This is a genomic window from Bradyrhizobium sp. USDA 241, from assembly GCF_049739505.1.
Taxonomy (GTDB): Bacteria; Pseudomonadota; Alphaproteobacteria; order Rhizobiales; family Xanthobacteraceae; genus Bradyrhizobium; species Bradyrhizobium liaoningense.
Map to the genome: position 1 here is coordinate 485300 of NZ_JBMGPZ010000002.1, position 12927 is coordinate 498226.

Here is a 12927-nt window from a genome sequence, read left to right on the forward strand (position 1 = left end):
AAAGCGGGGAATCCAGTACGCCGCGGCTTGTCCGCATCCTACCTGCGTCTCTGGAATACTGGATCGCCCGATCAAGTCGGGCGATGACAGCGGAGATTGGGAAAAACATCGACTACGCCGTCTGCACCACCGCGCTGCGCGACTTCGGCGCCTTGGCAATCTCGAACAGTGCCACGGATTGCCCTGTCAGCGCGGCAAGCACGAGGCCGACCATATGGGCCAGCCGCTCGTCCTTGGCCTTCTTGTCCAGGAGATCGCGGCCGAAGATCTCGCTGAGCGTGGCCGAGTTGGAGAGATAGAAGAAGCTCAGCGCCGCGATCGAGATGTAGAGCTGCACCGGATCGACGGCGACCTGGAAGTCGCCGCTGTCGACACCGCGCCGCACCACGGTGCGGATCATCTCGACGAAGGGCGAATGCATCGACTTGACCTTGGTCGAGCGCTTCAGGTGCTTGGCGCGCGCGAGGTTCTCGGTCTGGAGCAGCGACAGGAACTCGGGATTGCGCAGGAAGTAATTCCAGGTGAACTCGATCAGGCGGCGGATCGCCTCGGGCGGATCGAGATGCTCGAGATCGAGCCCCCGCTCCTCGCTGCGGATCTTGTCATAGGCGCCTTCGAGCACGGCGAGATAGAGCTCGTCCTTGTTGCCGACGTGATAGTACAGCATGCGCTTGTTCGCGCCGGCCTTCGCCGCGATGCGGTCGACGCGCGCGCCGGCGAGCCCATGGGCGGAAAACTCCTGCTTGGCGGCTTCGAGAATGCGCAGCCGCATCCCTTCGGGATCGCGCTGCCATTTCAGAGTTCGCTTTGCCTTCGCCAAACCGGGTGCTCGCTGGAGGTGCTCTCAGGCCAGCGTGTAACACGCGTGCGGGCGTTTGAGAACGATCTCGTGCCCCAGACGCAATTTCGTAGGGTGGGCAAAGGCGCACTTGCGCCGTGCCCACGTCTTCTCATCAAGCCGCCAAGACGTGGGCACGCTTCGCTTTGCCCACCCTACGGGAGTCTTCGACGGAGGAGAGAGCGACGTCCCTCACTCCACCGGCTTCGGCGAGCGCTCCAGCAGCACGGTCTGAATCCCGCAGGTCCCGTTCCGCACCGTCATGATCCGCGTGCCCGGCTTGCGGCCGTTGCGGACTTCGCTGACGTCGAGGCCGGCAGCGATCAGGCGGGCACGAGTGGCGTCGATGTCGGCGACCCGCCAGCTCAGGCCCCAGAGCCGGTCATGCGTGAGGTCACCGCCGGCGACGGGCCGGCGCACCACCTCGACGATGAGGTCGCCGCAGCGGAAAAACATCAGCTGGCCCCAGTCCTGGTGCGAGCGGTCGAGTGCGAGATCGAGCCCGAGCCGCGCACCATAGAGTGCTGCGGCGCGCTCGGAATCCTCGGTGGTGATGACGACGTGGTCGAGCGCGTCGATCGGCGCGATGTCGGTCGCGACCGACTTCGGACGCTCGTCGGCCAGTTCGAGGAAGAACATACGCACGCCGCGCGTGAGCTCCGTGGCGGCACGCGTGCGCTTCCAGTGCAGCACGGCATCGCTGACCGCATCGCTGCTTTCGACCTCCGCAACCGGGTCCGGCCTCAAGGCCACCCGCTCCAGCCGCCGGTGCATCTTGCCGATGTCCGCGACCCGAAAGCACAGGCTGGCGAGCATGCCCTCCTGGTCCTCGAGCAGTGCGCGCATGCGGTCGGCGGTGACGCTGAAGCCGCTCGGCGCCATCAATTCGATCGTCATGTTGTCGAGGGTGAACAGCACCCGGTCAGCGCCCTCGCCGGAGTTCTGCCAGGCCGGCGCGCGGGCGAGCAGCGTCTGATAGGCCGCCTTGGCCGCACCGATATCGCTCACCAGAACGACGATGTGATCGAGGCCGGTGATCATCCTACACCCTTAAATCGACTTGGAACCCATGGACCGACAGACGGCGTTTGTCCGGGCTTGGCATTGGCCCGACATGGTCGTATTCCGGCACCATGCTGACCTCAAGCGCTTCGGGCGGCAGTTTTGCGAATAATTTCAGCGTCCCTCCGGAGCGGAACCGGTGCTAGAGTAATCCCGCCGGCCGGGACCACAAGCGCATCACGGACAAGCAATGCAGGCTCTCTTCATCGGACAGACCTATATCGACGTCGTCTTCATCACCGACCACATGCCGACCGGCGACGAGAAGCACGTGGCCTCGGACTACGCGGTCTCCTTCGGCGGCAATGCGGTGACGGCGGCCTTCTGCTGCGCCAAGCTCGGCATCGTGCCGGACCTGATCGCCACGGCGGCCAATGACTGGCTGGGGCGCATGTTCCAGGACATGTGCGCCAAATACGGTATCTCGCTGCACGGGCGCAAGGTCAACCAGTCCTCGCTCTCCTTCATCATGCCCAAGGACGGCAAGCGCGCCATCGTCCGCTGCCGCGACGACGAGCACATCCACCCCTTCCCGATGCTCAATCTCGGCGGCTGCCGCGCGCTGCATGTCGACGGCCACCAGCCGGACGCCGCGATCCACTACGCAAAAGTCTGCCGCGAGGCGGGCATCCTGACCTCGCTCGATGGCGGCGGCCTGCGCACCAACACGCATGAGCTGCTCGAATATATCGACGTCGCGATCGTCGCCGAACGGCTGTGCGAGCAGATGGACCTGACACCGGAGAAGATGCTCGACTACCTCAAGGGCCGCGGCTGCAGGATCGGCGGCGTCACCATGGGCGAGAAGGGCCTGCTCTGGTACGACGAGACAGGGACGGTGCAGGTGATGCCGGCGATGCCGATCCCGCGCGAACGCGTCATCGACACCAACGGCGCCGGCGACGTCTTCCACGGTGCCTATGTCTATTCCTACCTCGCCCATCCCGGCAAAAGCTGGCGCGAGCATTTCGATTTCGCGCGCGCCGCCTCGACCTTCAAGATCCAGCGCCTCGGCAACGAGGCCGGCCTGCCGACACTCGTCGACATCGCCAAGGTCAGGCACGAGTTCGAAGTCAGGGTCTAACGGTCGCAGGGATTACGATGGGACGCGTCTACGTCGCCGGCAGCATCAACATGGATGTGGTGGCGACCGCCGATCGCCATCCGAAGGTCGGCGAGACCGTCGCCGGCCGGCAGGTGCTGTATTTTCCGGGCGGCAAGGGTGCCAACCAGGCGGTCGCGGCGTCACGGCTTGGCGCGCGGACCACGCTGATCGGGCGGCTGGGGAAGGATTCATTCGGAGGCGAGCTGAAGGCCTTTCTCGGCGAGCAGGGCATCGATCTCGGTTACGTCCAGGAGACGGCGGAGGCCCACACCGGGACGGCCATCATCACGGTGGCGGAGGCCGACAACACCATCGTCGTCATTCCCGGGGCGAACGGGCTGGTCGGCGCCGACGATGTCGAGGTCGTGCCGCTGCTGGCGGGCGACGTCGCCGTCAGCCAGTTCGAGATTCCGCTGCCGGCCATCGCCGCGTTCTTCCGGCGCGCCCGCGGCGCCGGAGCTACGACGCTGCTCAACCCCGCACCGGCGCAGGCCATGTCCCGGGAGCTGCTCGCGCTCGTCGATATCCTCGTGCTGAACGAGACCGAGCTCGGCTTCCTCGCAGGCAGCGGGCTCTCCGAGAGCGACGAGGCGGCAAGGATCATTGCCGTGGCGCGGCAGCTTCAAGCGCGGGAGGACCAGACCATCTGCGTCACGCTCGGCAAGCGCGGCGTGCTCGCGCTCGCGGGGCGCGAGGAGATTGCCGTGCCTGGCCGCGTGGTCAAGGCGCTCGACACCACGGGCGCCGGCGACTGCTTCGTCGGCGCGCTGGCCGCGCAACTGGCCGACGATGTGCCCTTGCGCGCCGCCCTCGCCTTCGCCAATGCCGCCGCCTCGATCAGCGTGCAGCGGATGGGCGCCGGGCCGTCGATGCCGACGGCCGCGGAGGTGGCGGCGGTTTTGCCGCGCTAAGCGCTCACGCCAGCGCGCCCTTCAGGTCGAAGCTCTCGTCCGCGGCCTGCTCCGGCGTGATCGTGCGATCCATGCCCTGCAAGCGGCGGCCGAACATGTGGTCGCCGGCGCGGTTGATGGATTCGATGCCGAGCAGCTTGTCGCCCTTGTAGCAGAACGCCGAGAACGCCTTCTTGGCAGGGTCTCCGCGCAGCACGACGCGGTCGTAGCCGGTGGTGAGCCCTGCGATCTGGAGCTTGTCGTCGCCCTGGTCGCTCCAGAACCAGGGATGACTGTCATAGGGCTTCTTGTCGCCGGTCAGGCGCGCCGCAAGGCAGCGGGCGTGATCGGTGGCGTTCTGCACCGATTCCAGCCGCAGCGATCCGCCGAAGCGCGGGCTTGCGAACAGCGCACAATCGCCGATCGCCGAGATGTCAGGATCGGCCGTCGCAAGATATTCGTCGACGATGATGCCGGCCGCGACCGGCAGCCCCGCCTCGACCGCGAGCTCGATGTTCGGCAGCACGCCGACGCCGACCACGACGAGGTCGGCCGGCAGATGCCGTCCGTCGCTCAAGGAAACGCCGGTGACCTTGCCGCCCTCCGCCTCGATCGAGGTGGCCTGCACGCCGAGATGGATGCGGATGCCAGCCTCGCGATGGCGGTCCTGGAAATATTCCGAGACCTCTGCGGTCACCGCGCGCGCCATCACGCGCGGGGCGAGCTCGAGCACATCGACTTCGAGGCCCTTGATCCGCGCGGTGGAGGCGAATTCGAGGCCGATGAAGCCGGCGCCGATGATCACCGCACGTGTCTTCGACGGCATGATCTTGCGCAGCGCCTCGCTGTCGTCGAGGATGCGCAAATATCTCACGTCGGGCAGGTTGGCATTGGGCAGGTCGAGCAGGCGATTGCGCGCGCCGGTCGCCAGCACGAGGTGGCCGTAAGCCAGCGTCTCGCCGGATTCGAGATGCACCTTGTGCCCCGCGCGGTCGATCGAGGCGGCGCGGCCCGCAATCAGCTCGATCTTCTGGTCCTGATAGAATTTCTCGGGCCGGAACATCAGGCTCTCCGGCCCCGCAGAGCCCTTGATGTAGGCCTTCGACAGCGGCGGGCGCTGATAGGGCAGATGCGCCTCGTCATTGATCAGGCAGATGCGCTCCGAAAAGCCGGCCTGGCGCAGCGATGCCGCGACCTGATAGCCGCCATGGCCTGCGCCGACGATGATCACCGGACCGCCCGTCATTGGACAGCCCATTTCCGGAAGACACGAGCGTAACCCATGCCGTCTCCTCTCTCGCTGATTTTGGTTTGCTGGCCTTAGGAGGAGCCGGCGCTCGTGTCCGTTCCCTGGCGAAGACGGGCCCATTTGAGCCTATCGTTCCGCCCGGCGCAAGGGCGGCGGCCGGGGATTGTCACCCCTCGCCTTCTGCGATTTAGTTCGAGTCTCGACCTCCTGCCGGGGATTTTCCAGATGACCGCTCCCGTCTCAAAACCCGATGATCCCGCCCTGCTGCGGATCGACGGCCCGATCGCGACCATCACGCTGAACCGCCCTGCTGCGTTCAACGCGATCAACCTTGCGATTGCCCAGAAGCTCGAACAGCTCGCGACCTATATCGAAGGCGCGGACGACATCCGCGTCGTCGTCCTCGAAGGCGAAGGCCGCGCGTTCTGCGCCGGCGGCGACCTGCAGACGATCGGAGCCGCCGCCGAAGCCGGCACGGTGACGCCCGTCGTCGGCGAGCTGCTCAAGCACTATCATGCCTTCATCGAGACCGTCAGGCGCATGCCGAAGATCTCGCTCTCCAGCGTGCACGGCTCGGCCGCCGGCGCCGGCATGGGCCTCGCCTTCGTCACCGATCTCTGCATCGCCGCCGACGATGCCAGGTTCACGCCCGCCTATGCCAAGATCGGGGTGTCGCCGGATGGCGGCTCGACGGTCGGCATCGTCGGCACGGTCGGCTCGCGCCGCGCGCTGCAGATTTTTCTCGCCGAGGACAATTTTACCGCGCAGCAGGCCTATGAATGGGGCCTGGTCGCCAAGACCGTTCCCGCGACCGAGCTGAAGGCGGCGACGCGGCAGCTTGCCGAACGGCTGGCGCAGAATCCGCCGGCCGCGATCGCCGGCACCAAGCAGCTGGTCTACCAGGCCGCGACCACGCCGGTGAAGCAGCAGCTCGATGCCGAGGAGCACAAGATCATCATGGCGATGAACACGGAGGCGTTCCGCACCGCCGTGAAGAAGTTCACGAGCAAGTCGAAGTGACGAGGCCCGCGCGCACGTTCTACGGCCTCCGTCACGGTGCGACCGACTGGAATCGCGAGGGGCGATTCCAGGGCCGCACCGACAATCCGCTGAACGACGATGGCCTGCGACAAGCGCGCGAGGCCGCGCACGTGCTGCGCGGCGTCGGCATCAGCCGCATCGTCGCAAGCCCCCTGGTACGCGCGGCGCGGACGGCCGAGATCATCGCGGACGTGATCGCGGTGCCGCTCGCGATCGACGACGGCATCATCGAGTACGATTTCGGCAGCTTTGAAGGCCTCCCCGTCCGCGACCTCATGATCAAGCACGGCGTCAAATCCGCGACGGGTCTCGTGTCGATCCTGCCGGCCGACGGCGAAAGCTGGGACGCCATGGCCGGACGGTCGCTGGCCTGCGTCTCGGGGTGGCTCGCGCGCCATCCCGACGACAATCTCCTGTTCGTCTGCCACGACGCCGTGATGCAAGCCATGGCAAACGCACTATGTGGCAGCTATTTCAAGAACAGCCACGGCACGCCGTTCCGCTACCTGCACGAAGACGCGCAGTAGCGGATCGAGCAGGTCGTTACCTAGGACAGATGCAGCCTGTCTCCGCCGGCAATTTGAAGCAGCCGATCCGAGCGTTCGTTCGCGCGGCCGATCAACGCTTCTCCGTCTACTTTCCGGTCCTCTGCATGAAGTCGAAGTCGCAGCCCTCGTCGGCCTGCATGATGGTCTCGTTGAACAGCCAGGCGTAGCCGCGCCGCGTTTCCTCGGGGACGGCGGCCAGCTTCGGCGCGGCGCGTCGCCGCTCCAGCTCGGCGGCATCGACCAGCAGCTCGATGCTGCGCTTTTCGACATCGAGGCGGATCATGTCGCCGTTCTCGACCAGCGCCAGCGGCCCGCCGACGGCGGATTCCGGCGTGATATGCAGCACGATGGTGCCGAACGCGGTGCCGCTCATGCGCGCATCCGAAATGCGCACCATGTCCTTGGTGCCGCCGCGCGCCAGCTTCTTCGGGATCGGCAGATAGCCGGCTTCCGGCATGCCCGGCGCGCCCTTCGGACCGGCATTGCGCAGCACCAGCACGTCGTCGGCGGTGACGTCGAGATCGGGATCGTCGACCCGCAAGGTCATGTCCTCGACGGATTCGAACACCACCGCGCGCCCGGTGTGCTGCAGCAGCTTCGGACTCGCGGCCGATTGCTTGATGACGGCGCCGCGCGGCGCGAGATTGCCGTGCAGGATGGCGAGGCCGCCTTCCTTCTTAATCGGGTTGTCACGCGAACGAATCGCGTCCTGCCCAGGCACGTCCTCCGCGTTCGCCACGACATCGCGCAGCGTCTGGCCCGAGATGGTCCTGGCATCGAGATCGACGAGATCGCCGAGCTGCGCCAGCAGTTTCGGCACGCCGCCGGCGTGATGGAAATGCTCCATGTAATGCTCGCCGGACGGCTTGAGATCGACCAGCACCGGCACCTCGCGGCCGATCCGGTCGAACACCTCGAGATCGAGCCGGTGCGGCGAGCGATGCGCCATCGCGGTCAGATGGATCAGGCCATTGGTCGAGCCGCCGATCGCCTGAAGGACGACCTGCGCATTCCTGAAAGAGGCCGGCGTCAGCAACTCGCTGGGCTTCGGCCCCTTCGTCTTCGCCATCTCGGCGGCCACCTTGCCGCTCGCCTCCGCGAGACGGAAACGCTCGGCATGCGGCGCCGGGATCGTCGCGCTCATCGGTAGCGACAGGCCCATGGCTTCGATCATGCAGGCCATGGTCGAGGCCGTGCCCATCACCATGCAGGTGCCGACCGACGGCGCGAGGCGCCCGTTCACCGCCTCGATCTCGGCATCGTCCATGTCGCCGGCGCGATACTTGGCCCATAGCCGGCGGCAATCGGTGCAGGCGCCCAGCACCTCGCCCTTGTGATGGCCGACCACCATGGGCCCCACCGGGATCACCACCGTCGGCAGGTCGGCGCTGATCGCCGCCATCACCTGCGCCGGCAGCGTCTTGTCGCAGCCGCCGATCACGATCACCGCATCCATCGGCTGGGCGCGGATCATCTCCTCGGTGTCCATCGCCATCAGGTTGCGCAGGTACATCGAGGTCGGATGCGCAAAGCTCTCGGCGATCGAGATGGTCGGGAACACGAACGGCATCGCGCCGGACAGCATCACGCCGCGCTTGGCGGCTTCGATGATCTGCGGGACGTTGCCGTGGCAGGGATTGTAGTCGCTATAGGTGTTGGTGATGCTGACGATCGGACGCTCGAGCGCGTCGTCGGAATAGCCCATGGCCTTGATGAACGCCTTGCGCAGGAACAGCGAGAAGCCGGCATCGCCATAGCTCGTCAGACCCTTACGCAAGCCGCTCGTCATCAGGTCGCTCCGTCCAGTTTGCCATGGTGGTACCGCCTCGCCCCGTATTGTCAACAAGACGCACGCATGGATCCGGCGGAGCTCATCCCTTCCCGAGGACCATCGTCTGGTAGATTCTTCGCGACCTCACAACCGATTAACGACTTGTTAGAAGACTCTAGCGCAAATGGTGTCGAAACAGATAACGACCATGCCGGGTTCCTTCACCCGGAGAAATTCCCATGAATGTACCCGGTGTCCTGGTCGCAGCGGCTTTCGGCGCAGCATTTTTCGCCGTGGAGTATGTGTGGTACTACCAGCCCGATTTGATCAATCCTGACGTCCTGATCAGCGCGCTATCGACCGAACACATGAAAGCTCGCGCAGCCGTTCGACATGCGCTGATCGATCCAGGGACGGCCACATTCGGCGCGTTGCGTTCAGTCGAAGCCGGCGCGGCGAGATATGTTTGCGGCGGTGTCAAGGCAAGGGACAAGTCCGGCCAGGTCATCGACGCCGCTTTCGTCTACACTGTGGCCATTGATTTTGCCCGCATCGATGATGACGGACGCATCACGCGTCAGCGTTCGGGATACCGGCCCTGCCCCACCGAGGACGACAAGGTCGCGCAAGAGCGGCCGGCTCTGTCACCCGGCGCGTCGGCGGTCGTCAAGACCGTTCAGAAGATTGCCCCCGACGTGCAGACGTCGATTGCGCCCGTCCTGACAGCGCCTGCGCCCTCGGCGGGCGGATCGTCCTCTGGCGGGACAATGGAGCAGCAGATCCGTGAGTTGGCCGGCCGGACCGTTCCCCCTGATGCCGCACATGGACAGGCAAATCCGCCCGCGAAGCGCGAGGCCGCCAAGGAAGGCGACTGGCGAGCCGATCGGCCTCCCACCGCCTGGCCCACATTCCCTCCGGACCACGCATTGGCGAAGCCAACCCGGAAGCGAACCCCGTCGGAAGCACTGGCCCGGGCGAAAGAGGTCGAGGACCGCTGGAAGCGGGCGGAGTCATCAGGCGACATCTCCATGCGTCCTTCAGCGGACGACATCAACGAGGCCTGCCGCGCGCTGCTCACGATCGATTCAAGAGACGCCCAGTATCCAAACGCGTGGGCCGCCTTTGCACGATTGCAGAAGATAAGCCGGGACATCGCCAGAGGTTGATTTCGATTAGCTTGACTGGCTCGGCAGACGTCCTGTCGCAGCCCCGTGCCGGCAGCACGGTCAATGCCTCCGGCCGGCACGTCGTGGCCCACAAGCGCGCAAGGACCGCACAATCTTCCCAGCCGCTCGCGATCCGCACTGGTCTCGCATAGCCGGTGCGGCCAGCTGGTCTTGCATCAATTGAGGCCTGACCCGCGCGAATTCCCCGGCGCCCCCCGGCCTCTCCCCAGGCGATTGCGCTGGAGCTCAGTCCAGCCGCGACACTTGAACGCAACTAAGAATGAGTCGCAACAATTGCATCGAGGGCAATTTCATGGAATATCTTGCGAATGACTTGCATTTGCATACGGTCGGCGCACGCCTGAGACCTTCCGTCCATCAGCGAGTCTCGGCTTAGAGGTGAATTGTTCGTGTCTGGAATATTGAGCTTCCCGCGCGCCGTAGCGGCGGCAACGATCGTGGCCAGTCAGCTGGCGAGCTGTGCCTTGGCCTTCGCCGACGACAAGCCGGGGCGCACATATGGTACGCCTCGTGACCCGCTCAGCCACGCCGCCTCGAAGCCTGCGCAGAACCTGCCGTCAGCCCACGCGGAGATCGACACCGAGCACATTTTCGGCTTCAGCATGGGCTCCGACATCGGCAAGCCCGGCGAAATCGAGATCGAGTTCGAGAATGTCGGCGCGTTCGGCAAGCGCTCCGGCAGCTACGCGGCCTGGGCCAATCTCAATCAGATCAAGTACACGGTCTCGGACAATTTCCGGATCGCACCCGGATTTGCACTGAGCGGACAGCGCATCAGCGGCGTTCCGGGACTTGCCGATCATTCGGATGTCTCTTTCGGCGGCGCCGCGCTTGAACTGCGCTACAAGCTGGTCGATCGCGCCGTCGCACCCTTTGGGCTCACCCTTCACGCACAGCCCGGCTGGAGCCGGATCGACGACGCCAGCGGCGTGCATATCCAGCAATATGGCGCAGAGTTTGCCGCACTGTTCGATCGCGAGCTGGTCAAGGACAGGCTGTTTGCGGCCTTCAACGTCTGGTACGGGACCGGCGGAACCCGCGAGATCGTCACCAATCTTTGGCGACACGATTCCGAGATGCAGCTGCAGGCAGCGATCTCGTACGCAGTGCAGCCCGAGCTCGTGCTCGGCCTCGGCGTTCGCTACGCGCGGGCGTATGACGGCGGCGCACTCGACCGCTTCGTAGGCGATGCGGTCTTCGCCGGCCCGACCTTCTCCTACACCATCTCGAAGGAAGTCGGCATCTCCGGCACCTGGCAGATGCAGGTTGCAGGCAGCGCGGTCGGCGACGGCCGCAGCCTCAACCTGGAGCAGTTCGAACGGCACCAGGCACTGTTGCGTCTCAACCTGCATTTCTGATGTCCGCGCCCGACACAGTCACGCCCGTTGCTTCCGCGACGCCACGTCCCGGGGCATGTCGGCCAGGCGCGTCCTCAGGCGCGGTACTGCAAAATCGAGAAAGGCTCGCAGTTTGGCCGGCATGAAGCGGTTGGGCGAATAAACGAAGTTGACCGGCTGCGGCGGCGGCTGAAAGTCCTGCAGAAGCGCGACGAGTTCTCCCGACCGCAGCGGGTCGGCGACGAGGTATGAGAACGCGACGGTGACCCCTATGCCTGCGCGTGCCGCATCGAAGGCCGATTCGAGATTGCTCGCAATGAAGCGCGACCGCACCGGGACAGCATACTCGGTCTGCCCGCGTTTGAACCTCCAGACATTCGGCGACTGAAGCGGAGGATAGCTGATGCAGTCATGCGCAGAGAGGTCGTCGGGAGACTGCGGTATCCCGCGTAATTCCAGATAGGCCGGGCTGGCGCATGCCACGCGGCGAATGTCTCCCACGCGCACGGCGATCAGGCCGCTGTCGGCGAGTTCGCCGACGCGAAGCGCGACGTCAATGTGCTCGTCCAGGAGATTGAGCGTCCGGTCCTGCAAGTTGAGCTGAACGTCGACCTCCGGGAAGGCTGCAAGGAACTCGGCCAGGATCGGCTGCAGGCAGAGGCGGCCGAGTGCGACGAGCGTCGTGACACTCAGATCTCCGCGCGGCGTGGTGTATTCGCCGGAAGCAACCCGCTCGGCCTCGGCGAGATCGGCAAGAATTCGCTTAGCTGCGGCGATGTAGGAGCGCCCGGCATCGGTGGGAACGAGGACGCGGCTCGATCGGTGAAACAGCTTGGTGCGCAGGTGCTCCTCGAGCTCCGAGACCTTCCGGCTCACTGTTGCCAGCGGCATTTTCTGGCGGCGTGCGGCGGCGGACAGGCTGCCGGCCTCCGCCACCGCCAAAACCACCGACATGCTTTCGAGACGATCCATCTGGGTCTTCCATATTCTGGAAGGATAGATCCCGGATTTGCCAGATACCGATCATTTCCGGAAGTGCCTATTCCTCTCCGCACCGAAACGGAGAGACGAAAATGACCCAGACCAGAAAAGGCACGGCCCTCATCACTGGTGCTTCGACCGGAATCGGCGCGATCTACGCCGACCGCCTGGCGAAGCGCGGCCACGACCTCATCCTCGTTGCGCGCAACAGGCAGCGGCTCGCATCGCTGGCGCGCAGGCTCGCCAATGAAAGCGGCGGCAAGGTAGAGACGGTGCAAGCCGATCTCACCTCCCCGTCCGACCTGCGCCATGTCGAGCAACTCCTCAGAACCGAGCCCGGCATCTCGGTGCTGGTCAACAACGCCGGCGTCGGCGCCTCAGCCCCGCTGATCGCCTCCGACATCGACAAGATGGAGGACATGATCCGCCTCAACGTCGGCGCGCTCACGCGCCTGACCCACGCGGCGGTCCCCGGATTCATCGACCGCGGCCACGGTACAATCATCAACATCGCCTCCATCGCCGCGATCGCGCCGGAACTGCTGAACGGCGTCTACGGCGGCTCGAAAGCCTTCGTGCTCGCCTTCACCCAGTCACTCGTTCACGAGCTCGCCGGCAAGGGCATCCGCGTGCAAGCCGTGCTGCCGGGCGCCACTGCAACCGAGTTTTGGGATGTCGCCGGTACACCGGTCCACCAACTGCCCGCCGAGATCGTCATGTCGGCCGACGACATGGTCGACGCGGCGCTCGCGGGTCTCGACCTCGGCGAGGTCGTGACGATCCCGGCGCTGGCCGACCGGTCCGCGTGGGATCGCCACGAGAGCACGCGGCTCGCCATGACGAACAAGCTCTCGAGCGCCATTCCCGCCCCTCGCTACAACCTGCACACGCACGTGAATGCGTGAGCGAAACCCAGCA

12 protein-coding genes are annotated in these 12927 nt (G+C 65.5%); 7 read left to right on the plus strand and 5 right to left on the minus strand.

Annotation, left to right across the window (positions count from 1 at the left end; all coding sequences use genetic code 11):
- Window positions 1-112: 112 nt before the first annotated feature.
- Both ABIF91_RS03120 and ABIF91_RS03125 read right to left on the minus strand, forming a co-directional pair.
- Entirely contained in the window at window positions 113-820 is a 708-nt protein-coding gene (locus ABIF91_RS03120; protein ID WP_196233533.1) for a TetR/AcrR family transcriptional regulator, read from the minus strand.
- 210 nt (window positions 821-1030) lie between these two features.
- A complete protein-coding gene (locus tag ABIF91_RS03125; protein WP_028180783.1) occupies window positions 1031-1879 on the minus strand; it encodes a VOC family protein in 849 nt (282 codons plus the stop codon).
- A 211-nt stretch (window positions 1880-2090) separates the two neighbouring features.
- Here ABIF91_RS03125 and ABIF91_RS03130 point away from each other — a divergent pair, with 211 nt between their 5' ends.
- On the plus strand, window positions 2091-2984 hold the full coding sequence (locus ABIF91_RS03130; protein WP_035679928.1) for a sugar kinase: 894 nt from the start codon (window positions 2091-2093) through the stop codon (window positions 2982-2984).
- 17 nt (window positions 2985-3001) lie between these two features.
- Entirely contained in the window at window positions 3002-3916 is a 915-nt protein-coding gene (locus ABIF91_RS03135; RefSeq protein WP_028180781.1) for a ribokinase, read from the plus strand.
- A gap of 4 nt (window positions 3917-3920) precedes the next feature.
- On the opposite strand, the gene ABIF91_RS03140 is transcribed toward ABIF91_RS03135, so the two are convergent.
- Window positions 3921-5141: an NAD(P)/FAD-dependent oxidoreductase gene (locus ABIF91_RS03140; protein ID WP_028180780.1), complete on the minus strand. Its 1221-nt coding sequence runs from the start codon at window positions 5139-5141 to the stop codon at window positions 3921-3923.
- A gap of 228 nt (window positions 5142-5369) precedes the next feature.
- Between ABIF91_RS03140 and ABIF91_RS03145 the strand changes: the two genes are divergently transcribed.
- Window positions 5370-6164, plus strand: a complete 795-nt coding sequence (locus ABIF91_RS03145) for an enoyl-CoA hydratase/isomerase family protein (RefSeq protein WP_028180779.1) — start codon at window positions 5370-5372, stop codon at window positions 6162-6164.
- A complete protein-coding gene (locus ABIF91_RS03150) occupies window positions 6161-6712 on the plus strand; it encodes a histidine phosphatase family protein (RefSeq protein WP_424578752.1) in 552 nt (183 codons plus the stop codon). Before ABIF91_RS03145 ends, ABIF91_RS03150 begins: the two co-directional genes overlap by 4 nt.
- A gap of 106 nt (window positions 6713-6818) precedes the next feature.
- Here the strand turns inward: ABIF91_RS03150 and ABIF91_RS03155 are convergent, their stop codons facing one another.
- Window positions 6819-8522, minus strand: coding sequence for an IlvD/Edd family dehydratase (locus ABIF91_RS03155; protein WP_424578753.1), 1704 nt, complete (start codon window positions 8520-8522; stop codon window positions 6819-6821).
- A gap of 221 nt (window positions 8523-8743) precedes the next feature.
- Here ABIF91_RS03155 and ABIF91_RS03160 point away from each other — a divergent pair, with 221 nt between their 5' ends.
- Together ABIF91_RS03160 and ABIF91_RS03165 are read left to right on the plus strand one after the other, a co-directional pair.
- The gene (locus tag ABIF91_RS03160) at window positions 8744-9670 is read left to right on the plus strand and encodes a hypothetical protein (protein ID WP_028177838.1); all 927 of its coding nucleotides are present in this window, start codon (window positions 8744-8746) and stop codon (window positions 9668-9670) included.
- Window positions 9671-10155: 485 nt separating this feature from the next.
- On the plus strand, window positions 10156-11049 hold the full coding sequence (locus ABIF91_RS03165; RefSeq protein ID WP_424578754.1) for a hypothetical protein: 894 nt from the start codon (window positions 10156-10158) through the stop codon (window positions 11047-11049).
- An 18-nt stretch (window positions 11050-11067) separates the two neighbouring features.
- Here the strand turns inward: ABIF91_RS03165 and ABIF91_RS03170 are convergent, their stop codons facing one another.
- Complete coding sequence (locus tag ABIF91_RS03170; RefSeq protein WP_028177835.1) at window positions 11068-12000, minus strand: LysR family transcriptional regulator; 933 nt, start codon at window positions 11998-12000, stop codon at window positions 11068-11070.
- A 101-nt stretch (window positions 12001-12101) separates the two neighbouring features.
- Here ABIF91_RS03170 and ABIF91_RS03175 point away from each other — a divergent pair, with 101 nt between their 5' ends.
- Complete coding sequence (locus tag ABIF91_RS03175; protein WP_028177834.1) at window positions 12102-12914, plus strand: SDR family NAD(P)-dependent oxidoreductase; 813 nt, start codon at window positions 12102-12104, stop codon at window positions 12912-12914.
- Window positions 12915-12927 lie beyond the last annotated feature (13 nt).

What these genes read in the sequence shown, in the direction of transcription:
- ABIF91_RS03175 (WP_028177834.1), top strand. Translation starts at nt 12,102, where the DNA reads ATGACCCAGACCAGAAAAGGCACGGCCCTCATCACTGGTGCTTCGACC.
- ABIF91_RS03140 (WP_028180780.1), bottom strand. Translation starts at nt 5,141, where the DNA reads ATGACGGGCGGTCCGGTGATCATCGTCGGCGCAGGCCATGGCGGCTAT.
- ABIF91_RS03125 (WP_028180783.1), bottom strand. Translation starts at nt 1,879, where the DNA reads ATGATCACCGGCCTCGATCACATCGTCGTTCTGGTGAGCGATATCGGT.
- ABIF91_RS03155 (WP_424578753.1), bottom strand. Translation starts at nt 8,522, where the DNA reads ATGACGAGCGGCTTGCGTAAGGGTCTGACGAGCTATGGCGATGCCGGC.
- ABIF91_RS03135 (WP_028180781.1), top strand. Translation starts at nt 3,002, where the DNA reads ATGGGACGCGTCTACGTCGCCGGCAGCATCAACATGGATGTGGTGGCG.
- ABIF91_RS03145 (WP_028180779.1), top strand. Translation starts at nt 5,370, where the DNA reads ATGACCGCTCCCGTCTCAAAACCCGATGATCCCGCCCTGCTGCGGATC.
- ABIF91_RS03160 (WP_028177838.1), top strand. Translation starts at nt 8,744, where the DNA reads ATGAATGTACCCGGTGTCCTGGTCGCAGCGGCTTTCGGCGCAGCATTT.
- ABIF91_RS03130 (WP_035679928.1), top strand. Translation starts at nt 2,091, where the DNA reads ATGCAGGCTCTCTTCATCGGACAGACCTATATCGACGTCGTCTTCATC.
- ABIF91_RS03170 (WP_028177835.1), bottom strand. Translation starts at nt 12,000, where the DNA reads ATGGATCGTCTCGAAAGCATGTCGGTGGTTTTGGCGGTGGCGGAGGCC.